Below are 23515 nucleotides of genomic sequence, written 5' to 3'. Positions count from 1 at the left end.
CTGCAAGGCCCCCGTATGCTCACCCGCCCCATCCCCAAGTCGGGCGAGGCCCTGCCCGTCATCGGCCTCGGCACCTGGCAGACCTTCGACGTCGGCGGCGCCCCGGGCGAACGCGCGCCCCTCGCCCAGGTCCTCCAGAAGTTCTTCGCCGCGGGCGGCCGCCTCATCGACTCGTCGCCCATGTACGGCCGCTCCGAAGCCGTCGTCGGAGACCTGCTGAAGCAGACCGGCCAGGAGCAGACCCCCTTCCTCGCCACCAAGGTCTGGACGCGCGGCAAGGCCGAGGGCTCAGCGCAAATCCAGGCCTCCCTCCAGCGCATGGGCCACGGCCGCATGGACCTGATGCAGGTGCACAACCTGCTCGACGTGGACACGCACCTGCACGTGCTGCGCGAGCTCAAGGCCGCGAAGAAGCTCCGCTACCTCGGCGTGACCCACTACGCGCGCAGCGCCTTCGACGACCTGGAGCGCCACATCAAGACGAGCGCCCTGGACTTCGTGCAGCTGCCCTACTCGCTCGCGATGCGCGACGCGGAGGCGCGCCTGCTCCCCGCCGCGAAGGAGCACGGCGTCGCCGTCCTCGTCATGGAGCCCTTCGACAAGGGCAACCTGTTCCGCAAGATGAAGGGCCGCGCCCTGCCCGCCTGGGCCGCTGACTTCGACTGCACCAGCTGGGCGCAGTTCTTCCTCAAGTTCATCCTGGGCCACCCCGCCGTGAACTGCCCGCTGCCCGCCACGTCCGACCCGGCCCACCTGGAGGACAACGTGAAGGCCGGCCTGGGGCGGCTGCCCGACGAGAAGCTGCGCGCGAAGATGGTGAAGCTGCTCGAAGGCTGAGGCCTGAAGGTCGGCCTACAGGTCCGTCGAAGGCGTGTAGTGCAGCTCCCCGCCCGGCTCCAGCACCAGCCCGGTGCCGGGCTCGCCCGCCTCGTCGTCGCGCCCCACCTCCAGCACCTGCTGCTCCGCGTCCCACTGGCCCAGGTAGTACTCACCGCCCGCCGCCATGCAGGCGCGCCCCTCCGACACCAGCGTCTCCACGACCTCCTTCCGGTCGCTCGTGAGCCGCAGCAGCGTCCACGTCTTGCCGTCCTCGCGGAAGCCCTTCACCAGGTCCGCCAGCTCCTCGTCGCGCGGCGTGCCGCCCGCCGTCTCCTCGCGCTTCCACTGGCGCGGCTCCTTCGCCGGCTGCGTCTTCTGCCACGCCCGCGCCAGCTCCAGCAGCTTCTGCTGGGCCGCGTCCTGGAGCGCGTGCATCGCGTCCGGCAATTCAATCTCCTCCAACGCCAGGAGCGCCGTCTCCAGCTGCAGCGCCTTCAGGCTCCACTCATTCCACGCGGTCTTCAGCATCCGTGTCGCTCCCGGCCGTCGCGCTGCCCGTCCCAAGGAAGTCAGGAGGAACGTGGCGCCGCACGCCCCCCTATCACACGCCCGCCTGCCCTGGCGCCGACCAGCCACACCGCCAGTGTCCGCCCCATGCCCGCTGCCTACCTTGAGCCCCCAAGGGGAGGCGTGCATGACGACGACACAGAAGGACCCGCAGGACGTGGTGGCGCATCTGGGCAAGCTCATCCACGGCATCAAGGTCGCGATGATGACGACCGTGGACACCGACGGCAGCCTGCGCAGCCGCCCGATGTGGACCTACGACAAGGACTTCGACGGCGAGCTGTGGTTCTTCACCAACGACCACACCCACAAGGTGGACGAGGTGGAGAAGGACCACCACGTCAGCCTCGCGTACGCCGAACCCAGCAAGGACCGCTACGTGTCCGTCAGCGGGCGCTGCCATCTGATCCGCGACAAGGCCAAGGCCCAGGAGCTCTGGAACCCCTCCCTCAAGGCCTGGTTCCCCCAGGGACTGGAGGATCCGAACCTCGCCCTCCTGCGCGTCACCGTGGAGAAGGCCGAATACTGGGACACCCCCAACAGCCGCATGGTCCAGCTCGTCGGCTTCGTGAAGGCCGTCCTCACCGGCGAGAAGTACCACCCGGGGGACAACCAGAAGCTGGACCGCGGCGCCCCCGCACGCCACAACTGACGCCGGCCGGTCCTTCCCGGAGCCCCGGAACCTGACATCCCTGTCAGGGTCGGGGGAATGGGAGGAGCCCCCAGATTTGTAGGACCCACACCCACCCGGCACTCCCTTCCAGGGGAAATGTGCCGAGGTGGGTGACATATTTGCCGTGAGTTGCTGTTTCTCTGACAGCCCCGTTCGCCGTGGCTTGTAGCAGGGGCCCGGCCTGGGTCATGCACCCGCCCGCCTCCGTGCTACGAGCCCCTTTTGGCCGTCACATCACGTTGAAGTGACGAACGGTTTAGAGTATCAACCATCCGCTTTCGAGATTTTCCACCTTCCGTCCGGCAACCTGCCGGCGCCGGATGGAGTGACCTCGGAGACGCTCATTGGGGCGGAGCGATTTCCCGCCTCCGAAGGAATCAGGACGATGGAGAACAAGAAGATGGTCGCGAAGCCGGAGGGCAAGCTGGCGGTGCTCATCCCGGGCCTGGGCGCGGTGTCCACCACCCTGATGGCGGGTGTGGAGCTGGCGCGGCAGGGCAAGGGCGCCCCCATTGGCTCGCTGACGCAGATGGGCACGGCCCGTCTGGGCAAGCGGACCGACGGCCGGACCGTGAAGCTCAACGAGCTGGTCCCGCTGGCCACGTTGAACGACGTCGTCTTTGGCGCCTGGGACATCATCAGCGAGGACGCCTACCAGGTGGCCCAGCGCTCCGGGGTGCTGAACGACAAGCACATGGAGCAGGTGAAGACCTTCCTCCAGGGCATCAAGCCCAAGAAGGGCGTGCACGACGGCGAGTTCGTGCGCCGCATCGAGGCCAACCACGCCAAGGCCACGAAGACGCACCGCGAGAGCATCGAGGCCATCCGCCAGGACATCCGCGACTTCAAGAAGGAGCTCAACGCCAAGCGCGCCGTGATGGTGGTGTGCAGCAGCGTGGAGACCTTCCGCCCCCTGCCGGAGGCGTTCCAGTCGCTGGCCAACTTCGAGAAGGCCCTGGACGCGAACAGCACCGACGTGAACCCCACGGCGCTGTACACCTACGCGGCCCTCAAGGAGGGCGTGCCGTTCGCCAACGCCACCCCCAACGCGAGCGTGGACACGCCCGCGCTGCAGGAGCTGGCGCGGCAGGAGGGCATGCCGGTCGCCGGCCGTGACCTCAAGAGCGGCCAGACGATGATGAAGACCGTCATCGCGCCGGCGCTCAAGGCGCGCATGCTGGGCCTGGAGGGGTGGTTCTCCACCAACATCCTGGGCAACCGCGACGGCGAGGTGCTGGATGATCCCCAGGCCTTCAAGGCCAAGGAAGTGACGAAGTCGAGCGTGCTCGACACCATCCTGCAGCCGGACCTGTACCCGGAGCTGTACAACAAGTACTCGCACAAGGTGTCGATCCACTACTACCCGCCCCGCGGCGACGCGAAGGAGGGTTGGGACAACATCGACATCACCGGGTGGCTGGGCTACCCGATGCAGATCAAGATCAACTTCCTCTGCCGCGACTCCATCCTGGCCGCGCCGCTGGTGCTGGACATCGCGCTGTTCCTGGATCTGGCGCGCCGGCTGGAGTGGCGGGGCATCCAGGAGTGGATGTCCTTCTACTTCAAGAGCCCCATGGCCCACCCGGGTCTCCCGGTGGAGCACGACCTGTTCATCCAGCTGACCAAGCTGAAGAACACGTTGCGCGTCGTCGCGGGCGAAGAGCCCATCACCCACCTCGGCCTTGATTACTACGGGGATGACCTCCCGCTCGCCCGCTAAGAACCCCAACGCGTTCAAGTGGCTCGTCACCGTCCTGGCGGCGGGCCACTTCGCGCTGGTGTTCATCACCGGTCGGATCCGGTGGGAACACGTCGCGGCGGACCTGCTGCTGGTGGTGCTGGCCTGGGCCGGCGCCGGCCCGCGGCGGTTCCTCCGGGGCGCGTTCCCGCTGTGGCTGACCGGGATGATCCTCGACAGCCAGTCGCTGTGGTTGGGGGTGCGTGGCGCCATCCACACCGGCGACCTGTGGAACCTGGAGAGGACGCTGTTCCCCGCTCCGGGCGGCATGATCTGGCCCGAGTGGTGGTGGCACAACCCCAACACCCCGTTGGACCTCCTGTGCGGCTTCGCCTACGCGGCGTACCTCTACGAGGTCTTCATCGTGGCGCTCTGGTTCTTCTTCAAGAAGGACCGCCGCTTCGAATCGCTCTGCTGGGCGTTCTTCGTGGTGAACGCCATTGGCGTCGTCATCTACGTGCTCTACCCCGCGGCACCGCCCTGGTACGTGCTCAAGTACGGACCTGGCCCCGCGAACCTGGCGGCGCTGCCCAGCCCCGCGGGCACCGCGCGCTTCGATGCCTTCTTCGGCATCCACTACTTCGCCAACTTCTACTCGCGAAACCCCAACGTCTTCGGCGCCATGCCGTCGCTGCACGCGGCCTACCCGCTGATGATGGTGCTGGTCCTCTGGCACCGGGGCGTCGCGTGGCGGGTGGGCACCATCATCTTCGCGTTGCTCGTCGCCTTCTCCGCCATCTACCTCACGCACCACTACATCCTCGACGTGCTCGCGGGGTCCGTCGCGGCCATCGTGGCGTTCGTCGTCGTGAGGGCCGTATTCGCTCGTTGGAGCAGCGAGGCGTCGCAAGCGGCGCCCATGCCCCTGCCGTCTGGAGGAAACACCCGTGCATGACAACGTCCTGGCCTGGCTGAGTGGAGACCTGTCCCCCTCGGCGCGCATCTGGACCGCGCTGGCGCCCGCGCTCCTCGCGATCGCGTACTTCCTCGGCGGGCTGGTGCTCTTCTGTATCCGGTGCGCCATCAAGGGCATCCCCAGGGACGCGGAGACGCTGACGCGCGGCAAGTCCGTGCTGGTGGGCTTCTTCCTGCGCCACTACTTCTTCTGGGTCATCCAGCCGCTGTGGCGGGTGCTCCTGCGCTCGGGGCTGCCGGCCAACGCGCTGTCCATGCTGTCGGGCCTGTTGGGCGTGTCCTCCGGCGTGGCGGTGGCGGCGGGCCGCTTCACGGTGGGCGGCTGGCTGTTCCTGCTGGCGGGCGTGCTGGACGTGATGGACGGCCGGGTGGCGCGCACCCGCAAGGAGGCCAACCCCGCGGGCGCGGCGCTGGACTCCGTGCTGGACCGCTATGTGGACTCCGCGATGCTGATGGGCCTGGCCTGGTACTACCGGGACACCTGGGTGCTCTTGCCCGCGCTGGGCGCGCTGCTGGGTTCGTCGCTGGTGCCGTACGTGCGCGCCAAGGGAGAAGGCCTGGGCGTGAGCGTGCGCGACGGTGCGATGCAGCGACTGGAGCGGGTGCTGTTCCTGGGCGTGGGCACGGCGCTGTCGCCCATCCTGGAGGCGCTGTTCTGGCCGGAGCAGAAGCACCCCATGCACTGGCTGGCGGTGGTGGGGCTGGTGTTCGTCGCCATCATGAGCAACGTCACGGCGGTGTCGCGCTTCCGCACGCTGGTGCGGGCGCTGACGCCCAAGAAGCCCGTGCAGCCGCGCTCGGGCGTGGCCCTGTTCGGCTTCAACGCGGCGGCGGGCGCCATCGCCACGACGGTGGACTTCGTCGCGGTGCTGGGCATGGTGGAGTGGGCCGGGCTGTCGCCGGTGCTGGCCACGGTGGCGGGCTGCGTGCTGGGCGGCGTGGTGAACTACTCCATCAACCGGGTCATCACCTTCCGCAGCCACGGCGCGGTGGCGCCGCAGCTGGCGCGCTACGTGTTGGTGAGCGGGACGAGCGCGCTGCTCAACGCGGGCGGCGTGGCGCTGCTCACGCTCCACCCGCAGCTGGCCTACACGCTGGGCTGGTGGCTGGTGCGCGGCGTCGTGTACTTCGCGTGGAACCTTCCCCTGCAGCGCGACTACGTCTTCAACGATGCCTCGTCGGACGCGCTGCTGGAGCAGCGCCCCCATGCGGCGTGAGACGCGCCGCCGTGTCTCCGGGGTGATGCTGGCCCTGGCCCTGGCCCTGCCGGGGCTGGCGGGCGCGGGGGTGCTGGAGCCGACGTTCAGCACCAACGACCGGTACGGGGAGAGCTTCACCTTCATCGCGGACACGGACGACGGCGGCTTCGTGCTGACGCAGCTGTCGGTGACGAACATCGGCCCGGGCTCGCGCACGGGCATCTGCCGGGCGACGGTGCTGCGGCCCGGCAAGCCGCTGTGGTCGCCGCAGGCGCGCGTGGGCGGCAAGGAGTGGAGCTACGACGCGGCCAGCGACACGCTGAAGGTGGGCGCGTGCAGCGCGAAGACGACCGACAAGAGCGTGCGGGTGGAGGTGGCGCTCGACGGCGGCAGGGTGGTGCTGGACTACGCGCAGAAGCCCGCGCCGTGGTCGCCCGACGGTTCGGTGGTGGAGCTGGGCAACGACCGCTACCGCCATGAGGTGCTGCTGGGCGCGAGCCCCGTGAAGGTGACGCTCCAGGTGCCCAAGGCCTCCGAGGAGACGCTGGTGGGCGGCGGCTACTCGGACCACAGCCGGTCCACCATCGCTCCGGCGAAGCTGGCGAAGCGCTGGGTGCGCTTCCGCGCGCTGCGCGGGGGCCAGCACGTGGTGCTGCTGGCGCGCGAGGGGCTGGAGGGGGACTACGGCCCGGTGTACCTCTGGGAGGACGGCAAGGCGCCGCGCCTCCTGGAGTCGTTCACGCTGGGCCGCGAGGGCACCAAGGAGCGAAGCGCGTGGAAGGCGGAGTTCACCGGCGACGACGGCCGCCAGGTGCTGGCCCTGCGCACGACGTCGCTCTTGCAGCGCAGCGCGCCGGTGGAGTCGCTGGGCATGCTGGGCGGATTGGTGAAGCCGATGGTGGGCTCGCCGGTGACGTACCTGCACCGCGCGGTGCTGGAGCGCGCCGGCAAGGCGCCGGTCGAAGGCTTGATGGAAGTCACGCTGGAAGGCGAGTAGCAGGAGGCGGAGGGCCCGTGAGCGAGTCGCTGCTTCGGTCGGTACATCACGTCCCCGGCGTCCGGGGGTTCGTACGCAAGCAGGTGCTGCGCGTCGTGGCGCGCGGGGTGGAGTGGACCACCAAGCTGCCCGGCCAGCGCGCCCTCAACGTGTCCCAGGTGAATGAGTGGCTGCACGTGGGCGGCGGCGTGCCGCGCTCGCGCTACGGCGAGCTGAAGGCCCGGGGCATCACCGCCGTCATCGACCTGCGCGCGGAGCGCTGCGATGACCGCGAGGCGCTGGCCGCGCTGGGCATCGAACTGATGCACCTGCCGGTGACGGACCGCTTCCCGCCGTCGGTGGAGCAGCTGTCCCAGGGCGTGCGGTGGGCCCTGCCCCGGCTGGACGCGGGCGGCGTGCTGTACGCGCACTGCGAGCACGGCGTGGGCCGGGGCCCGCTGATGGGGCTGGCGGTGATGGTGGCGCGCGGCTGGGACGCGCCGGACGCGTACCGGGCGGTGCGCCACGCGCGCTGGCAGGCGACGCTGAACGACCGTCAGCTTCGCGGGCTCGCGGACTTCGTGGCCGCGTGGACGGGCGTGCCGGAGCAGGCCGCGTAGCAGCGGGCGCGGCTTCCACGCACCTCAGGGCTTCACGTCCGAGCGCTCTCCGGGATGGGGGGCCTGACCTGGCGCGTCCCTGCTGGCGTTCCTGAGGCGTCGTCCGGCGCTGCGCATCAGGACGTCCACCCACCGGTTGCTGATGCCGAAGTTGCGGTCCGGCGTCGCGAAGTGGTGCGCCATGTGGTGCGCGCGCAGCTCCCGGCCCCAGGCCGTGCGCGGCCTGCGGTGGTGCGTGGACCAGTGCATGAAGTCGTAGAACAGATAGCCCCAGACGATGCCGACGAAGTACGGAAGCGTCTGCGCCGGACGGCCCACCAGCCACAGCAGCCCGCCGATGATGAGGGCCATCGGGAGGCTCGCGATCAGCGGCATCACCAGGCGCTGGGCGTCGTCCGGGTACTTGTGGTGGTAGCCGTGCGCAATCTCATGCACCCGCCGGGTGAACGGGCCCTTGCCCTCCCAGTGGAAGAAGTACCGGTGGATGCAGTACTCCATGATGAACCACGTCAGCAGGCCGAGCGGCACGAACAGCGCGCTCATCCCCACCGTCGTCCTTCCCGCGGACAGGCCCCACCCGAGCAGCCCCAGCGTGAGCGGGCCATAGAAGAGGGGGGGCCCCGCGGGATGCAGCTTCGAGCTGGCCTCGAGGAAGGCGTTCTCGAACATGCGGCCGGACTCATGACGGAAGAAGGAGCGACTCATACGCGAATGAGTCTTGGGCGGGGGACCGCCGAGTGCCCCTGGCCGGGCGTCTCGCTGAAGTGTCGCCTGCAATGAAAAAGGCCCCGGCGCGCTGTGCCGGGGCCCTTCTCTTCACCGCGTCCGTCCCGCGCTTCAGCTCTCCGGCGCGGGGTGCTGGGCTTCGTCGCCGCCGGGCGTGCTCGTGGTGGCGCCGTGCTTGTTGCGCCAGCGGTCCACCAGCAGGAGCAGCGCCGGGAAGCCCACCAGCACGACGACCATGTTCACCGCGAAACCCAGGTTGGCCAGGTCACCAATGGAGTTGAGGCCCGGGTGCTTGGCGAACACCAGCGCGAGGAAGCCGATGGCGCTCGTGAGCAGGCCGCCGGTGATGGCCCGGCCCGTCTCCGCGTACACGGTGGCGAAGTCCGCGCCCGGCTCTCCCAGGCGTTCAATGAGGTGCACGCCCGCGTCCACCGTGGTGCCGATGAGCACCGGGATGACGACGATGTTGAGGTAGTTGAACTGCAGGCCCAGGATGGACATCAGGCCCACCAGCGCCGCGATGGACAAGAGCGTGGGCAGCATGCAGATGACCGCGTTGCGCAGGCTGCCCAGCGTCATCCACATCGCCACGAACACGCTGAGCACCGCGGCCACCAGGATGCGCGGCCCCTCGGAGGCCACCATGTCCAGGATGTCCGCCAGGATGAGCGCTTCGCCCGCCGCGGACACCTGGCTGCCGTCCGACAGCTGGAGGTTGCGCACCTCCTTGGTGAAGCGCCGCGTGCCGATGCCGTCCGACAGGCTCACGTTCGCGTAGACGAGCACCACGCCGCCCTTCTGGCCGTGCGCGGGCTCGAACTGGCGGCGCAGGCTCACCGGAAGATCCTCGCGGGTGAAGGGCTGCGCATCCGTCATCTTCACCGCGCGCACCAGGTTGGCGCGCGTCTCCTTGGCCACCTTCTCCGGGTCGATGCGCGAGAGCTTCTTGTGGATGGACTGGAGCAGCGCATGCTTCTCCGCCTGCTGCTGGGGCACCAGGTCCTCCAGCGCGCCCACGAAGTCGATGGTGGAGTCCTTGCCGTACTGCTGCTTGCGCGCCTGGAGCTGGTTCACCACCTCGCGCTCCATCTTCTCCGAGTCCGTCAGCACCACCACCGGCGTCGCCGAGTACCCGAGGATGTGGTCGATGCGCCGGTCCAACCGCACGCTCGGCAGCGTCACGTCATCCAGCTTGGTGGAGTCGTAGTTGAACGTCACCCGGTACGCCTGGCTCATGAGCCCCACCAGCACCACGCCCAGGACGATGGCCACCGCGCGGTAGCGGCGGGGCAGGAAGCGCGCGAGCATCGCCATGGGACCCGACTGCGCCTGGTGCTGGCGCGGCGTCCAGCCCCAGCGCGACACCAGCCCCAGCATCGCCGGGAGGATGAGCAGGTAGGACGCCACGCTCACCAGCATGCCCACCGCCGCGATGACGCCGAACTCGTGGAACGCTCGGAACTCCGACAGCGACAGGCTCAGGAACGTGAGCGCCGCCACCAGCGCGGAGATGAGCGCGGAGAAGCCCGTGTGCATGAAGGTCTCACGCACCGCGTCCACGGAGGACATGCCCTCCGAGCGCAGCGTGCCCCAGCGTCCCAACAGGTGGATGCCGTGCTCCACGCCCAGGCCGCCCAGCACCGCGGCGAGGAAGCCCGTCAGCAGATTGACCTGCCCGTACGCCACGCCCACGAAGCCATAGGTCCACATCAGGCCCGCCACCACCGGCACCATGGTGAGCCCCACCGACAGCGCGCTGCGGAAGTGGAAGGCCAGGTACGCCAGCAGCAGCACGAGGGCCAGCGTCGACGCGCGCGCCAGGTCGCCGGTGATGACGCCCTGCTGGTCGATCTTCTTCTTGAACGTGCCGGTGATCTCCGTGTGGAAGCCGGGCCCGTACTTGGACAGGTCCTGCTTGGACAGGAAGTCCTGCACCTGGGCAATCACCTGCTTGGAGTAGCCCAGGTCCGCGGAGCTGCCCTTCGCCTTGAGCAGCATCACCACCATGCGCTCCTGCGGATCCAGGTAGTACAGCTCGCCGCCCTGACCCGACAGCCGCTGGTTGGCGCCGCCGGTGTACTTCTGCTCGATGTCGGTGAAGTCCAGCGACGGGGGCGGCGACTCCTCCAGCCGCACGAAGAGGGGGTTGGCCTGCTCCTTCTCCCACGCGAAGCGCGCGTCGATGCGCTCCTGGATGACCTTCAGGTCCGGCAGGTCCACGTAGTAGAGCCCGTGCTGTTCGAAGAACTGGCTGGGCCGCTGGTAGTTGACGAAGCGGACCTCCGCCAGGTTCGCCAGCTTGGGCGCCATGTCATCCACGAACTGCTTGAGCTGCTCCGGCTCCGCGCCGATGCCAGCCACCACCACGTTGCCCATGCCGCCAAAGCGCGTGCGCAGCTTCTCCAGGTCCTGCACGGACTGGAACGTCCTGGGCAGCAGGTTCACCAGGTCCGCGTTGAGGGTCAGGTTGCGGGCGCAGAAGGTGCCCAGGCCCGTCAGCAACAGCGTCACGAACAGCGCCACCCAGGGTCGCTGGTGGCTGCGGGCCGCCAGGGAGCCCATCGCCGCCTCGAACCGTTCGGACCACCGCATCTCGCTCATGGATGTGACTTCCTGCTGAAGGCCTGCCGTGACGGCGAGGCATCTTGAGCCCGGCCAAACCGGGCCGCCCACGCGTATATGCCTGGGGCCATCGTGCGTCCAGGCGTCGTCCCGGGGCCTCCGTCGGCCGCATGGTGGGACCGGGGAGCAGGCAGCAATGAAACAAACGAGGAGGTATGCCGTCCGGGCGGGCGCTCCGCCAGTGGATCAGCATCACGCGGGTGCGCACAGGCGCCGCACCCGCCGTGCCTCTCCTGGTCCAGGGCAGCCGGGCAGGCCCCGGGGGCACACCCCCCTGCAGGAGGTCCGCCGGGTGGCCAGCTTTGGCTCGAATGAAGGCCCCGGACCCCTCTTCGCCAGCGGAGCGCCCCTGGATGCACCGCGTGGAGGGCACGCTGGGTGCGCTCGCCGCGCACAACCACCGCCGCCCCGTCCTCGCCCTGCTCTGCGCGCTCGTGCTGTCTGGCCTGGGCCTGCTGTCCGCCCGCCACCTCTCCCTCAACGCGAACCTGGTGGACCTGCTGCCGAAGTCCTTCGAGAGCGTGCAGGCCATCCACACCCTGGAGGAGCGCTTCGGCGCCCAGGGGTGGGTGGTGGTGGTGGGCGAGGACGGAGACCCGGCGCAGCTCCAGCGCTTCGCGGACGACCTGGCCCCCCAGCTGGAGGCGCTGCCGGGCATCCGCTACGTGGAAATCACCCGCCCCAGCAGCTTCTTCCGAAGCCATGCGCTCTACTTTTTGTCGCCAGAAGATTTGAAGGAGGTGGAGCGCCGCATCGACGCACGCCTGAGGTGGGAGCGGCAACGCGCCAACCCGCTCTTCGTGTCGCTGGACGACGCGCCGGCCCCGTCGCTGGACTTCTCCGACCTGGAGAAGAAGTACGGCGGCGGCGCGGTGACGCGCCTGTCCAGCAACCCCAGCGACTACTACCTGGACCCCGCCGAGCGCCGCGTGGTGGTGCTGGCCAAGCCCGACACGTCGTCCGCGGACCTCACCTTCTCACGGAAGATCGTCAGCGAGGTGCAGGGCGTGCTGAAGCAGCAGGACCTGTCGAAGTACGGGACGGGCTTCCACCTCTCCATCACCGGCTCGTTCCAGAAGAAGATTGATCAGCAGGCGCAGATCACCCGCGACGTGGCGGTGTCCTCGGCGGTGGCCTCGGTGCTGGTGCTGCTCTACCTGCTGCTGCACTTCCGCAGCGCGCTCGCGGTGGGGATGGTGCTGGCGCCGGTGGGCGCGGGCCTTGCGTGGACGTACGGCCTCGTGGGCGTGGTGTACGGGCAGGTCAATCTGTTGACGGCCTTCCTGGGCGCCATCCTGGGCGGCCTGGGCGTGGAGCACGGCATCCACCTGATGGGCCGCTACCTCAACCTGCGCGGAGAGGGGATGGCCTCCGAGCAGGCCACGCGCGAGTCGTTCACGCACACGGGCGGGTCAGCGCTGGTGTCCGCGCTGGTGGCGGCGCTCACCTTCTTCGTGCTGAGCACCTCCCGCTTCCGGGCGTTCCGCGAGTTCGGCGTCATCGCGGGCGTGGGCATGCTGGTGCTCATCCTCGCGTACGTGCTGGTGCTGCCGGCGGTGCTGGGGCTGGTGTCGCGCCACGGCTGGAAGCCGCGCGCGTCCTCCACGGAGACGACGGAGGCGCCGCTGGGAGGGCTCATCACCCGTCGGCGCGGGCTGCTCACCGCCGTGTCCGCGCTCATCGTGGCGGGCCTGCTCACGCAGCTGCCGCGCCTGCGGTTCGACTACGACATCTCCTCGCTGCAGGACCAGCGCCTGGGTTCGTTCGTCCTGGACCGCACCGTCAACAGGCTCATCGGCTATTCGCAGGTCCCGCTGGTGGTGCTCACCGACTCCCGCGAGGAGGAGGCGGTGGTCGTCCGGGAGCTCCAGGCGCGCAAGCAGCAGCGGGGCGCGGACTCCACCGTGGACTTCGCCGCGTCGCTCGCGAGCCTCGTACCAGAGGAACAGGCGCGAAAGCAGGTCATCCTCCAGGACATCGGGAAGCTCCTGGAGAAGGTGCCCGAAGGACAGCTCAGCGGGCCGCAGAAGGAACAGCTCGCGGAGCTGCGCCAGCAGGTGCGGGCCGCGCCGTACACCACGGCGGACCTGCCTGCCAGCGTGCGCCAGCAGTTCGAGGGACACGGCGGCCCGGGGACCGGCTTCGTGCTGGTGTATCCGTCCGCGGACCAGTCCGACGGGCAGGCCATGCGTCAGCTCGCGAGGGAGGTGCGCGGGGTGACGCTGCCGGATGGCCGGCCCGCGGTGGTGGCCGGCGAGGCGATGGTGCTCGCGGACATCGTGGACATGGTGTCGCACGAGGCGCCGCTCATCCTGCTGGGCGCGACGCTCGCGGTGCTGCTCGCGATGTGGATCACCCTGGGCAGCCTGCGCACCGCGCTCTTGTGCCTGATGCCCACGGTGGTGTCGCTGTTCGCGCTGCTGGGGCTGATGCCGCTGATGCACGCGAAGTTCAACTACCTCAACATCCTGGTCATCCCGGTGCTCATCGGGACGACGGTGGACGCGGGCGTGCACCTCGTCACGCGGCTGGCGTCGCCGGGGAGCGACTTCAAGAGGGTGTACTCGGAGACGGGCAAGGCCATCTGCGGCGGCCTGCTCACGAGCGCGGTGGGCTTTGGCGCGCTGTTCCTCGCGGACCACCCGGGCCTCAACTCGATTGGCGCGCTGGCGAACCTGGGCTTCGGCATGAACCTGCTCATCATGCTGGTGACCTTCCCCGCCCTGCTCCTGGTGCTCTCCGAGCGCAAGCGGCGCCGCCGTGCGGTTCCGTCGCGCGTCCGGGGTGAGCACCTCGTGAAGGACGGCCAGGGACCTCACCGGCCCACGCCGTCCCACTGAAGGCCGAGGCGTCGCCTGCCCGGCCACACACGGGCAAGGAGCGGGACGATGTCTCAACAATGGATCTGGATGGGCCTGGCCGCCGTCATGGTGGCGCAGGTGGACCCCAACTCCGCGGGCGCCATCAACAGCGGGCAGACGAACCCGGGCGCACCCGCGGGCACCGTGACGGGCACGCCTTCCACCGGCGCGACGGGCCTTCCCTCCGCGCAGCCCTATGCCGACATGGGGGGCGGCGCGGACGCGGGCACCGGCGGCAGCGGCACGGGCGCGGTGCTGCCCCAGCCCTACACCGCGACGCCCTCCCTCACCAACCCGGTGGCGGGCGCCCAGGGCGACGTCACGGGCTCCGGCGCGGTGCTGCTTCCGGTTCCGGGGGGCATGGGCTCCCCCATCTCGGGAAACCCGGTCAGCAGCACGGGCGCGGTGCTGCCTCCGGACACGGGGGGCATGGGCTCCCCCGGCACGGGAAACACGGTCAGCGGCTCGGGCGCGGTCATCCCCCCCGCGGTGGGGCCCTCGGTGTCGGGCGCGGCGGGCACCACGCTGTCGCCGGACACCAACACGTCCAGCAACTCCGTGACGCCCCTGGGCGGCGGCTCCGTCGTGGACGAGAGCCAGGGCGAGAGGCGCTGAAGCGCGGGCGACCCGCCGGGCGCTCGACGGCGGTGCAACGTCCGGGGGCCCAGGGGGCAGGCCCTTCAAACGACATCTTCATGAGCGCAAGGGGGCAACCCGGCCTGCCAATGCTGTCCCCCGGGCAGGCAGGCGGAGGAGCCACCCCTGCACACATCCCCCGGCCTGCTCACTTTCGGTCCAGCAGTCGGAACCTTCCAAGCAGTCGGACTCCTACCCAGGGGAATCACATGAAGCGCTTTCTGAAGACCCAGTTCACGGTGGCCGCTGTTCTCGCTGGCGCGCTCGCGCTCGGCACGGGCTGTAAGTCGGATCAGTCCGCCACGCGCGGCACCGAGCCCACGCCGGCTTCCGACACCACCGGCACCGGCATGGACTCCACGGGCACCGGGACGGACACCAGCGGCAGCGGCACCACCACGACCCCGCCGCCCAGCAGCGGCGGCTCCGGCTACGACACGGGCAGCACGACGCCCGACTCGCAGCAGATGCCTCCCTCCGACTCGAGCAGCGGCGGCTCCGGCATGCCGGAGGACTCCACCACCCCGCCGCCCAGCGATGACAGCGTGACGCCGGGCACCGGCGGCTCGGGCACCAGCGAGAGCGAGCCGGGCGTGCACGACGGCGAGATGACCGAGCCCGGCACGGGTGGCTCCGGCAGCATGTCCCCGGACAGCACCATGCCGGAGGACGGCAGCCTGCCCAATGACTCCACCCTCGACCCGAGCGCGCCCCAGGGCACCACGAACACCCCGGTGCCGGACTCGACGGGCACCCTGTCGCCCAACAGCGGCACCACGCGCTAGGTCCTCATGCTGTGAGACGTGAGGCGCCGTGAAGGCACGGCGCCCCGGTGACCACGGGCGTCCGTGACCTTCGGGGTCACGGACGCTTCGTGCGTTTCTTGAGCGGAGGGTCGCTCAGGTCACGCTGACGCCCGGGTACGAACGGGGGTGGCTCACGGGGGTGATGATCAACGGATCACTCGACTCGCCGGGCCCATCTCCAGGGCCACCGTCGGGATGGAAGGTGGGGGGCACGTGGTGTTCGCGCTCCTCGTCCTCCGTCCCCGCCTCACGCTCCGGCGCGGGAGGCAACCCTTCCAGGGGGATGTGCAACACGTCCTTCTTGCTCATGACAAACGCCTCCTTTCAGTCACTCCAACGGTGGGGTGCTTCGGGGGTTTCCGCATGCCACCAGGGAGGGGAGCCCCGGCCGGGGCCCTCGGTCATGGCCCGCGCCTGGATGCCCTCCGGGCGCTCCGCCAGGGGCCCTGGAAGCGGACGCGGCCATCCGGAAGCAGGCATCCCAGGATGACAGGGAGCAGGGGACGGCATTATCCAGAGAGGTTCCACCCTCCACCCGAACCGAAGGCACCCGACGTATGAAGCTGTTGCTGGCAGGCCGACGAGGCGCAAGCGACCCGCTGTCGTTCCCCCCGGAGGCGCCCCTGCGCTGGCTGGAGCGCGTGGAGGCCTGGGTCCAGCAGGCGGCGGGGGACCTGTTGGAGGAGGGCTCCCGCATCGAGGACGGCCCCCAGGGCGCTCCCGTGCTGCGCCTGCGCCTGCACCCGGCCGCGGGGGAGGTGTCGGTGCTCGCCGCCACCCAGGAGCGGCTCGTCGTGTCCGCGGAGACCAGCGCCGTGGGGCCCGGCTACCACCTGTACCTCTGCGACCTGCTCAAGGCCCTGGGGGAGGCCCACGGCATCATCTGGGCCCCGCCGGACGCGGACGCGGGCGTGGGGGATGCGACGGGCTACTTCCACTCCGGAGACGCTGGCCCGGTGGAGGAGCACATGCTGGGGTGGTTGCAGCACTCGGTGGGGCAGGTGCTGCGCATGCGCAGCCTGGGCAACTCCGGCTTCGCGCTGTCCATGCGCTTCGGCCACACCTTCCAGCACCCGGGCGCGCTGCTCACGCCCATGGGGCCGCGCGACGAGCGCTGGCTGCGCGCCGTCGTCGAGGATCCGCGCCAGGGCATGGACGTGTTCCCCTGGTGGACTCCGGGCGTGGACGCGCGCGTGCGCTTCCAGCGCGCCCTGTGCCGCCTGTGGACGGACGTGGTCTGGCGCCCGCCCCTCCTGGACGAGGAGCGCCAGCGCCTGCGCGACGTGGCCCGGCTGCTGGAGCAGGCGTGGCGTGAGGACCCCTCGCTGCCCTACCCGTGGCGCGAATGGCAGGAGGTGTTGGGCTACCTGGGCGTGGGCGGGACGGTCGCGGAGGAGGTCCACCGCCATGCCCTGGAGTCACCCGGTACCGGGCCCTCCATCGGCTACCGGCGGGGCTCCGTGCAGGTGGCGCTCCCCGAGGGCTGGGAGATCCGCATCCCCGGCTCCCTGGCCGAGACGCTCCTGGGCGACGGCAGCTGGGTGGCCCGGGACCACCGCCGCACCGTGCGCGTGCTGCCGCTGGAGGACTCGGCGGAGGAGCAGCTGGCGCCCACCAGCCCGGAGCGCCGCGCCCTGGAGCTGGAGCACCACGGGGCGCGCGTCAGCGGCCGCGCGTCGCTCCACGTCGGGCCCGGGGAGTGCCGGCTCACCGCCCTCTGCCGTTCGGGCAACCGCCGGGCCCTGTGCGTCGTCAGCTTCGACGACCCGGACGAACAGGACTGGGCCCTGGGCACCTGGCGCTCGCTGGATCACGCCGTGGCGGCCTGAGGGCAGGGGGGTTGTTGCAGGCCCCATGACTCGCCAGAGCGCCGTCCGGTGGACAGTCAGGAAGCCCTGACGTCTTGCCGCACCGCGAGGTCGCATCCAGATTCCGTCGGCATTTTCCCCACGGAATCGAGCGATACCCATGAGTGGCAAGCGGGAGATCTGGCCGGGCAAGCCCTGGCCGCGCGGCGCGACCTTCGACGGGTCGGGCACCAACTTCGCGGTCTACTCCCAGGTGGCCACGCGGGTGGAAGTCTGCCTGTTCGACAGGGCGGACCCGACGAAGGAGATTGAACGCTTCGACCTGCCGGTGAGCACGGAGTTCGTCTGGCACGGCTACGTGCCGGACCTGGAGCCCGGGACGCTGTACGGCCTGCGCGTGCACGGTCCCTACGAGCCGGAGAAGGGCCACCGCTGCAACCCGCACAAGCTGCTGGTGGACCCCTACGCCAAGGCGCTCCACGGCGAGGTGGACTGGAAGCAGCCGGTGTTCGGCTACCCGCTGGAGCATCCGAAGAAGGACCTGATGCGCGACGAGCGCGACAGCGCCGCGGGCATGCCCAAGGGCGTGGTGGTGAGCGACTTCTTCGACTGGGGCAATGACCGGCGCCTGGACATCCCCTGGCGCAAGACGGTCATCTACGAAGCGCACGTGCGCGGCCTCACCATGAAGCACCCGGGCGTGCCGGAGCACCAGCGCGGCACCTACGCGGGCCTGGGCTCCCCGGCCATCATCGAACACCTGCAGAAGCTGGGCGTCACGGCGGTGGAGCTCTTGCCGGTGCACGAGTTCGCGGACGACTCGTTCCTCAACGACAAGGGCCTGTCGAACTTCTGGGGCTACAGCACGCTGAACTACTTCTCCCCGGAGCAGCGCTACGCCAGCCGCAAGACGCCGGGCGGCGCGGTGGCCGAGTTCAAGTCGATGGTGAAGTCGCTGCACGCGGCGGGCATCGAGGTGATCCTCGACGTCGTGTACAACCACACGTGCGAGGGCAACCACCTGGGGCCCACGCTGTCGTTCAAGGGCATCGACAACGCGTCGTACTACTGGACGATGCCGGACCCGCGGCACTACCTGGACTTCACCGGGTGCGGCAACAGCATCAACACCTCCAACCCGCAGACGGCGCGCTTCGTGGTGGACTCGCTGCGCTACTGGGTGGAGGAGATGCATGTGGACGGGTTCCGCTTCGACCTGGCCACGGTGCTGGGGCGCGTGGGCCAGGGCGGCTACGACCCGAACGCGCCCATCTTCCAGATCATCAACCAGGACCCGGTGCTCAGCCGCGTGAAGCTCATCGCGGAGCCGTGGGACGTGGGGCTCGGCGGCTACCAGGTGGGCGGCTTCCCGTCGCCGTGGCACGAGTGGAACGGCAAGTACCGGGATGCGCTGCGCAAGTACTGGAAGGGTGACGAGAACCAGGCGTCGGAGGTGGGCTACCGGCTCACCGGCAGCGCGGACCTGTTCGCGGCGGCGCGCCGCAGGCCGCAGGCGAGCATCAACTTCGTCACAGCGCATGACGGCTTCACGCTGCACGACCTGGTGACGTACAGCTCCAAGCACAACGAGGCCAACGGCGAGCACAACCGCGACGGCGCGGACGACAACCAGGCCTGGAACTGCGGCGTGGAGGGGGAGACGGACGACAAGGCCATCATCTCCCTGCGCGAGCGCCAGAAGCGAAATCTCCTGGCGTCGCTCTTCATGTCCAACGGCGTGCCGATGATCGTCGCGGGCGACGAGATGGGGCGCACGCAGAAGGGCAACAACAACGCGTACTGCCAGGACAACGAGCTGTCGTGGGTGGACTGGAACCTGGACAAGACGAAGCAGGACATGCTCGCGTTCACGCGCAAGCTGATCCACTTCCGTCACGGGCAGCCGGTGTTGCAGCGCCGCCGCTTCTTCCAGGGCGAGCACCTGTGGGACTCCGAGCACAAGGACCTGGCGTGGTACCGCCCGGACGGGACGGAGATGGGCGCGGAGGACTGGCAGAAGCCCTTCGTGCGCTCGCTGGCGTACCTGCTGGGCGGCGACGCCATCCCCACGCCGGACGAGCGAGGCCAGCGCGTGAGCGGCGACTCGCTGCTGGTGCTGCTCAACGCGCACCACGACACGGTGTCCTTCAAGGTGCCGCCGCTGGGCGAGGGCGGCGTCTGGGTGTTGGAGCTCTACACGGCGGACGACAAGCGCGGCGACGAGGAGATGAAGCCGGGCTCGTTCGAGATGGCCGGCCGTTCGCTCGCGGTGTTCCGCAAGAGCGGGGGCAGCAGCGCGCTGTGATGGCTTGCGGCGCACCGCTCGCGTGAGCGAGGGTGCGCGGCATGGCGGATGAAGCGGACGGCGGAGGACCCGGGCACGGTGGATCCGCCGTCGCGCGGGTGTACGGGGAGATCGCCTCCGCCTACGAGGTGCTCTACCCCGCGCTGCACCGCTACGGCGACCGGGTGGAGCGCTTCCTCGCGGAAGCGGTGGCCCCGGGGATGCGGGTGCTGGACGTGGGCTGCGGGCCCGGCCTGCACACGCGGGGACTGGACGCATCCGTGGACGTGGTGGGCCTGGACCTGGCGCCGGAGATGCTGGAGCTGGCGAAGCGGGCGCGGCCCTCCGGAACGTGGCGCGTGCATGGTTATCTGGAGCCGGTGCCGGAGGACCTGGGCCGCTTCGACGTGGCGCTGGCCATTGGCTGCCTGGACTTCTGTGAGGACCTGCCGCGCGTGCTGGGGCACCTGGGCCGGGCGTTGAAGCCCGGGGGCCGGATGCTCTTCACGGTGCTGGAGCACAGGCCGGGGCTGGAGGCGCACGAGGACGCCACGCGCACGGTGGGCACGGCGGACGCGGAGGTGACGCTGCACCTGTGGTCCTTCACGGAGACGGCGCGCGCGCTGGAGGCCGCGGGGCTGCATGTTGGGAGCTACGTGCACGCGCCTGGATGGGTGCAGCTCGTGGAGGAGCGCACGATGTGGTTCGGCTGGTGGGACGTGACGCGGGGCTGAGTTTCGCTGCGGGCGCCTGTCAGGCTTTTTTCGCGTCCGCGTCTGGTGCCCCCGTCGGCAGCTTCAGGGGGTGCACGGGGCTGGCCCGGGGCATCCGGTTCCAGGCAAGGGCGCTCTGCGTCGGAGCATGGGCTGGACGTTCTTCAAGGCCATCGCGCTCGCGCATTCCCCCACCATCGAAGGCCGTACCGGTCGCGCGCCACCGCAAGGCGCGCAACGGATGCCCACGCTGGGCGCTTACCGAACTAGCTCACTGGTAGAGCACGAGACCCCAACTCTCGCTGTCGAAGGTTCGATTCCTTCGTTCGCCGGGACCCCGTCGTTTCGCTGGTGCCACCGCGAGTCCACCGCTTCCTCCACCTCCTCGACGCAGCCTGGCCGGTCGCCAGGGCCTCCGGATGCTTCCGTGTTGCTCGCGGAACGCACCGGTCGCCGTCCGTGACCGGCATCCGGTGCGAACGCGCGGGCGGCGGTAGGCGGACCGGACGGTCCGTTCGCGTGAAGCGCCCGTGAGCGGCGGGGTCCTTTTCCTTCCTTTCTTTCGCAGCACCCTCCCCTTCACGGGAGGCAACTGAGGTGACGTGTCATGGGCATCGGTCGGGTGGAAGTGGCGCAGAACGAGCGGCTGTTCGTGGTGGTGAACGGGCGGGCGGAGCAGTACCTGGGGCCGGGCCGGCACTGGGTGGTGCGTCCGTTCCAGCACGTCCGCTTCGAACGCGTCTCGGTTGATCAGCCGCTGACCCGCCTGGACGAAGCCAAACTGGCGCTGGTGCCGGAGACGGACCTCCAGGTGGTGGAGCTGGGCCCGGACGAGCGGGCCATCCTCTTCCATCACGGCCAGCCGGTGCAGTGGCTGAAGCGGGGTCAGCACCAGGTGTGGACGGCGCAGCGGCTGCCCGGTCGTACCGGTCGGCCCGAGACGCCGACGGTGCGGGTGGAGCGCGTGGACGTGTCCGGCGTGACGACGACGCCTCCGTCGGACGAGGTCCGCGCGCTCCTTCCCGCCACCGACTACACGGAGGCCATCGCCGCGGAGGGCAGCGTGGCGCTGCGGTACGTGGACGGCGTGTTGGACACGGTGCTGCCTCCGGGCCGGCACGCGGCGTGGACGGTCGCGCGCAAGGTGCAGTTCGCGGTCATCGACCTGCGCGAGAAGCTGCTCCACGTCACCGGGCAGGAGGTGATGACGAAGGACCGCGTGTCGCTGCGCCTCAACCTGTCCGCGGCGTTCCGGGTGGCGGACGCGCGCCGGCTGGCGGTGACCGCGCGCGCGCCGGACGACGTGCTGTACCTGGCGATGCAGTTGGCCTCACGGGAGGCGGTGGCCACGCGCACGTTGGACGAGCTGCTCGCGTCCCGTGAAGCAGTGGCGGCGTCGCTGTTCGAACAGGTGCGGACGGGGGCGGAGAACGTGGGCCTGGAGCTGTTGCGCTTCGGCATCAAGGACGTGGTGCTGCCGGGTGAGATGAAGGAGCTGCTCAACCGGGTCATCCAGGCGCAGAAGGAAGCGGAGGCCAACGTCATCACGCGCCGCGAGGAGACGGCGGCCACGCGGTCCATGGCGCAGACGGCGAAGGTGCTGGCGGAGAACCCGCTCCTCGTGCGGCTCAAGGAGCTGGAGGCGTACAAGGACCTCGCCGCCAAGGTGGGTCAGGTCCACCTGGTGCTGGGCGAGGGCGCGGTGCCCACGCTCCAGCTCAAGGGCGGCTGATGCACCTGTGAGAATCGAGGCCCTCGGACCGGAAGCACGGTCCGGGGGCCTTCGTGCGAAGGCGCTGAACAATCGTCCGCGCCAGACAATACCTGACAATCACCTGTCACAGCGGGCGGGCAAGGTTCTTCCCATCCACCCGATGCGGTCCAGGAGGACTGTCATGAAGCTCTACTTCCATCCCCTGTCTGGAAACTCGCGCCGCGTGCTGCTCGTGGCCGCCCACCTCGACGTGCCCCTCGAGCGCATCATGGTCGACCTGCCCAAGGGCGAGCAGCGCGGGGCTCCGCACCTGAAGCTCAACCCCAATGGGCGCGTCCCCGTGCTGGATGACGACGGCTTCCTGCTCTGGGAGTCGCGCGCCATCATGCTGTACCTGACCGAAAAGACACCGGGGCAGACCCTGCTCCCGACGGATGCGCAGGGCCGCGCCGATGTGAACCGCTGGCTCTTCTGGTGCGCGGCCCACATGGCCCCGGCGAACACCGTCCTGGTCTTCGAGAACTTCGTGAAGGCGCAGTCGGGCCGCGGGCCGGCGGACCCCGTCGAGGTCGCGAGGGGAGAGGCGCTCGTCGCGCAGAACGCGCAGCTGCTGGACGCGCACCTGAAGGACAGGACGTGGGTCACGCAGGATCGCCTGACGCTCGCGGACTTCTCCCTGGCCTCGTCGTTCGCCCTCGCCGGTCCGGCGCGCCTGCCCATCGCGGACTACGTGAACCTCCGGGCCTGGCTCGGGCGCGTGCAGGAACTCGATGCGTGGAAGCGCACCGCGCCGTCCCTGCCCCGCGGTTGACGCCGAGGGCGGGCACCTCCCGGTGCCCCCCGTCAGCGAAGAGGCGAGCGGCGCGGGCTACTTGCAGAACCACCCGTTCTGCACCCAGCCCCACTTGTTCACGTGGCCGTAGGCGAAGCCATACGCCCAGTCACCGCTGGGCGAGTACTTCGTCACGTCCATCGTCTGCCCCGCGTACAGCGTGCCGATGAAGATGCCCGCGGGCGCATCGCGGACGTACAGGTCCTGGGCGCACACGGTCAGCCGCGTCGCCGCCCACGCTGGCTTCACCTGGAAGGCCTGCCACGCGCCCACCGCGCAGAATGCGACCAGTGCCACGCGCTTGAGCGTCTGGGTCGTCGTCATGGTCGTGTCCTCTCAGAAGCAGCCAGCGATGGGGTTGTTGGGGCCGTAGCAGCGCGTCATGCACGAGCGCAGCAGATAGCCCCAGTCATCCGGTCCGTAGTCCAGGATGACGGCCCACGACGCCGTGCCCGCGTCCTGCCGGATGCCCACCTTGTCGCCGTAGCCAAGCGTGCGGATCGGATCCCTCGGCCCCGACGTCGTCGAGTAGTTCCCGTACATCGTCGCGCTCTGACACGTGACGATGGCGTGGTCCGTGTAGACCATCGCCGTGACCGTGCCCCCCTGCTCGTCCGGCCCGGCTTCCTCCACCGCGCCCCCGACAGGCTCAGTCCCACCGCACGCCATCAGCAGGCCTGACACTCCCAACACGACCGCGCTTCGCTTGAGGTCCATGGCGACACGTCTCCCGGGATTGATTTGAACTCCAGGATACCTTGAACGTGTGGCCGGACAGCCACGGTCCCGCGCGCGAAGTGTCTCCCGCGGGCCGACACACCGGGCCGTTTCCGAGGGGTTTCCGAGCCGTATGGGGTTGGCCCACGGGCTGCAATGTCCCCCCGGCACACCCTGAAACCCAAGGTTCCAACCATGCGAGTCACGCTCGCCACGCTCTTCGTCTGTCTGCTGGCCCTGCCGGCCTTCGCGCAATCCCGCCCCGACTGTCCGCCCCCCTGTCTCTTAT

At 69.8% G+C, this 23515-nt stretch carries 21 protein-coding genes and 1 tRNA gene; 16 read left to right on the top strand and 6 right to left on the bottom strand.

The features are described from left to right. A partial coding sequence (locus D7V97_RS17625) for an aldo/keto reductase (RefSeq protein ID WP_233582916.1) occupies nucleotides 1-837 on the top strand: 837 nt, incomplete at its 5' end. A gap of 15 nt (nucleotides 838-852) precedes the next feature. Here the strand turns inward: D7V97_RS17625 and D7V97_RS17620 are convergent. Further along, nucleotides 853-1347, bottom strand: coding sequence for a hypothetical protein (locus D7V97_RS17620; RefSeq protein ID WP_120611807.1), 495 nt, complete (start codon nucleotides 1345-1347; stop codon nucleotides 853-855). 166 nt (nucleotides 1348-1513) lie between these two features. Between D7V97_RS17620 and D7V97_RS17615 the strand changes: the two genes are divergently transcribed. The 6 genes from D7V97_RS17615 (at nucleotide 1514) to D7V97_RS17590 (ending at nucleotide 7507) form a co-directional block, all read left to right on the top strand. After that, nucleotides 1514-2038, top strand: a complete 525-nt coding sequence (locus D7V97_RS17615) for a pyridoxamine 5'-phosphate oxidase family protein (RefSeq protein ID WP_120611806.1) — start codon at nucleotides 1514-1516, stop codon at nucleotides 2036-2038. Between the two features lie 406 nt (nucleotides 2039-2444). After that, complete coding sequence (locus tag D7V97_RS17610) at nucleotides 2445-3779, top strand: inositol-3-phosphate synthase (protein WP_120611805.1); 1335 nt, start codon at nucleotides 2445-2447, stop codon at nucleotides 3777-3779. Continuing rightward, the gene (locus D7V97_RS17605; RefSeq protein ID WP_120611804.1) at nucleotides 3757-4692 is read left to right on the top strand and encodes a phosphatase PAP2 family protein; all 936 of its coding nucleotides are present in this window, start codon (nucleotides 3757-3759) and stop codon (nucleotides 4690-4692) included. Before D7V97_RS17610 ends, D7V97_RS17605 begins: the two co-directional genes overlap by 23 nt. Further along, a complete protein-coding gene (locus D7V97_RS17600) occupies nucleotides 4685-5929 on the top strand; it encodes a GtrA family protein (protein ID WP_120611803.1) in 1245 nt (414 codons plus the stop codon). Before D7V97_RS17605 ends, D7V97_RS17600 begins: the two co-directional genes overlap by 8 nt. Next, on the top strand, nucleotides 5919-6908 hold the full coding sequence (locus D7V97_RS17595; protein WP_120611802.1) for a hypothetical protein: 990 nt from the start codon (nucleotides 5919-5921) through the stop codon (nucleotides 6906-6908). Before D7V97_RS17600 ends, D7V97_RS17595 begins: the two co-directional genes overlap by 11 nt. A 17-nt stretch (nucleotides 6909-6925) precedes the next feature. Next, nucleotides 6926-7507, top strand: a complete 582-nt coding sequence (locus D7V97_RS17590) for a dual specificity protein phosphatase (protein WP_120611801.1) — start codon at nucleotides 6926-6928, stop codon at nucleotides 7505-7507. A 24-nt stretch (nucleotides 7508-7531) separates the two neighbouring features. On the opposite strand, the gene D7V97_RS17585 is transcribed toward D7V97_RS17590, so the two are convergent. Both D7V97_RS17585 and D7V97_RS17580 read right to left on the bottom strand, forming a co-directional pair. After that, the gene (locus D7V97_RS17585) at nucleotides 7532-8176 is read right to left on the bottom strand and encodes a sterol desaturase family protein (protein WP_120611800.1); all 645 of its coding nucleotides are present in this window, start codon (nucleotides 8174-8176) and stop codon (nucleotides 7532-7534) included. 168 nt (nucleotides 8177-8344) lie between these two features. Further along, nucleotides 8345-10834: an RND family transporter gene (locus tag D7V97_RS17580; protein ID WP_120611799.1), complete on the bottom strand. Its 2490-nt coding sequence runs from the start codon at nucleotides 10832-10834 to the stop codon at nucleotides 8345-8347. Between the two features lie 374 nt (nucleotides 10835-11208). Here D7V97_RS17580 and D7V97_RS17575 point away from each other — a divergent pair, with 374 nt between their 5' ends. The 3 genes from D7V97_RS17575 to D7V97_RS17565 all read left to right on the top strand — a co-directional run bounded on the left by D7V97_RS17575 (nucleotide 11209) and on the right by D7V97_RS17565 (nucleotide 15137). Next, nucleotides 11209-13695 carry an RND family transporter gene (locus D7V97_RS17575; RefSeq protein WP_199728841.1) on the top strand — a complete coding sequence of 829 codons (2487 nt, stop codon included), beginning with the start codon at nucleotides 11209-11211 and terminating at the stop codon, nucleotides 13693-13695. 48 nt (nucleotides 13696-13743) lie between these two features. Beyond that, nucleotides 13744-14331 carry a hypothetical protein gene (locus tag D7V97_RS17570; RefSeq protein ID WP_147444845.1) on the top strand — a complete coding sequence of 196 codons (588 nt, stop codon included), beginning with the start codon at nucleotides 13744-13746 and terminating at the stop codon, nucleotides 14329-14331. 230 nt (nucleotides 14332-14561) lie between these two features. Further along, nucleotides 14562-15137, top strand: a complete 576-nt coding sequence (locus D7V97_RS17565; protein ID WP_120611797.1) for a hypothetical protein — start codon at nucleotides 14562-14564, stop codon at nucleotides 15135-15137. 114 nt (nucleotides 15138-15251) lie between these two features. Here D7V97_RS17565 and D7V97_RS17560 read toward each other — a convergent pair whose 3' ends face one another. Further along, a complete protein-coding gene (locus tag D7V97_RS17560) occupies nucleotides 15252-15467 on the bottom strand; it encodes a hypothetical protein (protein ID WP_120611796.1) in 216 nt (71 codons plus the stop codon). A gap of 248 nt (nucleotides 15468-15715) precedes the next feature. On the opposite strand from D7V97_RS17560, the gene D7V97_RS17555 reads away from it, so the two are divergent. The 6 genes from D7V97_RS17555 to D7V97_RS17530 all read left to right on the top strand — a co-directional run bounded on the left by D7V97_RS17555 (nucleotide 15716) and on the right by D7V97_RS17530 (nucleotide 22488). After that, on the top strand, nucleotides 15716-16987 hold the full coding sequence (locus tag D7V97_RS17555; RefSeq protein ID WP_120611795.1) for a hypothetical protein: 1272 nt from the start codon (nucleotides 15716-15718) through the stop codon (nucleotides 16985-16987). 139 nt (nucleotides 16988-17126) lie between these two features. Continuing rightward, nucleotides 17127-19271 (top strand): glycogen debranching protein GlgX, encoded by a 2145-nt coding sequence (glgX, locus tag D7V97_RS17550; protein WP_120611794.1) that lies wholly within the window; start codon nucleotides 17127-17129, stop codon nucleotides 19269-19271. Nucleotides 19272-19312: 41 nt separating this feature from the next. Continuing rightward, nucleotides 19313-19984 (top strand): class I SAM-dependent methyltransferase, encoded by a 672-nt coding sequence (locus D7V97_RS17545; RefSeq protein ID WP_120611793.1) that lies wholly within the window; start codon nucleotides 19313-19315, stop codon nucleotides 19982-19984. 241 nt (nucleotides 19985-20225) lie between these two features. After that, nucleotides 20226-20295 (top strand) — tRNA-Trp (locus D7V97_RS17540). A 275-nt stretch (nucleotides 20296-20570) separates the two neighbouring features. Beyond that, the gene (locus D7V97_RS17535) at nucleotides 20571-21695 is read left to right on the top strand and encodes a slipin family protein (RefSeq protein ID WP_120611792.1); all 1125 of its coding nucleotides are present in this window, start codon (nucleotides 20571-20573) and stop codon (nucleotides 21693-21695) included. A gap of 163 nt (nucleotides 21696-21858) precedes the next feature. Beyond that, complete coding sequence (locus tag D7V97_RS17530; protein ID WP_120611791.1) at nucleotides 21859-22488, top strand: glutathione S-transferase family protein; 630 nt, start codon at nucleotides 21859-21861, stop codon at nucleotides 22486-22488. Nucleotides 22489-22545: 57 nt separating this feature from the next. Here D7V97_RS17530 and D7V97_RS17525 read toward each other — a convergent pair whose 3' ends face one another. Together D7V97_RS17525 and D7V97_RS17520 are read right to left on the bottom strand one after the other, a co-directional pair. Then, nucleotides 22546-22833: a hypothetical protein gene (locus tag D7V97_RS17525; RefSeq protein WP_120611790.1), complete on the bottom strand. Its 288-nt coding sequence runs from the start codon at nucleotides 22831-22833 to the stop codon at nucleotides 22546-22548. 12 nt (nucleotides 22834-22845) lie between these two features. Next, the gene (locus D7V97_RS17520; protein ID WP_120611789.1) at nucleotides 22846-23226 is read right to left on the bottom strand and encodes a hypothetical protein; all 381 of its coding nucleotides are present in this window, start codon (nucleotides 23224-23226) and stop codon (nucleotides 22846-22848) included. Nucleotides 23227-23515: the final 289 nt, after the last annotated feature.

This window comes from Corallococcus sp. CA053C (assembly GCF_003611675.1).
Lineage (GTDB): Bacteria > Myxococcota > Myxococcia > Myxococcales > Myxococcaceae > Corallococcus.
The sequence above is the reverse complement of the archived record's forward strand: the minus strand, read 5'-3'. Positions and strand labels throughout refer to the sequence as shown.

Coding starts and splice junctions, on each gene's coding strand:
- D7V97_RS17620 (WP_120611807.1), bottom strand. CDS start 1,347: ATGCTGAAGACCGCGTGGAATGAGTGGAGCCTGAAGGCGCTGCAGCTG.
- D7V97_RS17615 (WP_120611806.1), top strand. CDS start 1,514: ATGACGACGACACAGAAGGACCCGCAGGACGTGGTGGCGCATCTGGGC.
- D7V97_RS17610 (WP_120611805.1), top strand. CDS start 2,445: ATGGAGAACAAGAAGATGGTCGCGAAGCCGGAGGGCAAGCTGGCGGTG.
- D7V97_RS17605 (WP_120611804.1), top strand. CDS start 3,757: ATGACCTCCCGCTCGCCCGCTAAGAACCCCAACGCGTTCAAGTGGCTC.
- D7V97_RS17595 (WP_120611802.1), top strand. CDS start 5,919: ATGCGGCGTGAGACGCGCCGCCGTGTCTCCGGGGTGATGCTGGCCCTG.
- D7V97_RS17585 (WP_120611800.1), bottom strand. CDS start 8,176: ATGTTCGAGAACGCCTTCCTCGAGGCCAGCTCGAAGCTGCATCCCGCG.
- D7V97_RS17580 (WP_120611799.1), bottom strand. CDS start 10,834: ATGAGCGAGATGCGGTGGTCCGAACGGTTCGAGGCGGCGATGGGCTCC.
- D7V97_RS17575 (WP_199728841.1), top strand. CDS start 11,209: ATGCACCGCGTGGAGGGCACGCTGGGTGCGCTCGCCGCGCACAACCAC.
- D7V97_RS17570 (WP_147444845.1), top strand. CDS start 13,744: ATGTCTCAACAATGGATCTGGATGGGCCTGGCCGCCGTCATGGTGGCG.
- D7V97_RS17565 (WP_120611797.1), top strand. CDS start 14,562: ATGAAGCGCTTTCTGAAGACCCAGTTCACGGTGGCCGCTGTTCTCGCT.
- D7V97_RS17560 (WP_120611796.1), bottom strand. CDS start 15,467: ATGAGCAAGAAGGACGTGTTGCACATCCCCCTGGAAGGGTTGCCTCCC.
- D7V97_RS17555 (WP_120611795.1), top strand. CDS start 15,716: ATGAAGCTGTTGCTGGCAGGCCGACGAGGCGCAAGCGACCCGCTGTCG.
- glgX (WP_120611794.1), top strand. CDS start 17,127: ATGAGTGGCAAGCGGGAGATCTGGCCGGGCAAGCCCTGGCCGCGCGGC.
- D7V97_RS17545 (WP_120611793.1), top strand. CDS start 19,313: ATGGCGGATGAAGCGGACGGCGGAGGACCCGGGCACGGTGGATCCGCC.
- D7V97_RS17535 (WP_120611792.1), top strand. CDS start 20,571: ATGGGCATCGGTCGGGTGGAAGTGGCGCAGAACGAGCGGCTGTTCGTG.
- D7V97_RS17530 (WP_120611791.1), top strand. CDS start 21,859: ATGAAGCTCTACTTCCATCCCCTGTCTGGAAACTCGCGCCGCGTGCTG.
- D7V97_RS17525 (WP_120611790.1), bottom strand. CDS start 22,833: ATGACGACGACCCAGACGCTCAAGCGCGTGGCACTGGTCGCATTCTGC.
- D7V97_RS17520 (WP_120611789.1), bottom strand. CDS start 23,226: ATGGACCTCAAGCGAAGCGCGGTCGTGTTGGGAGTGTCAGGCCTGCTG.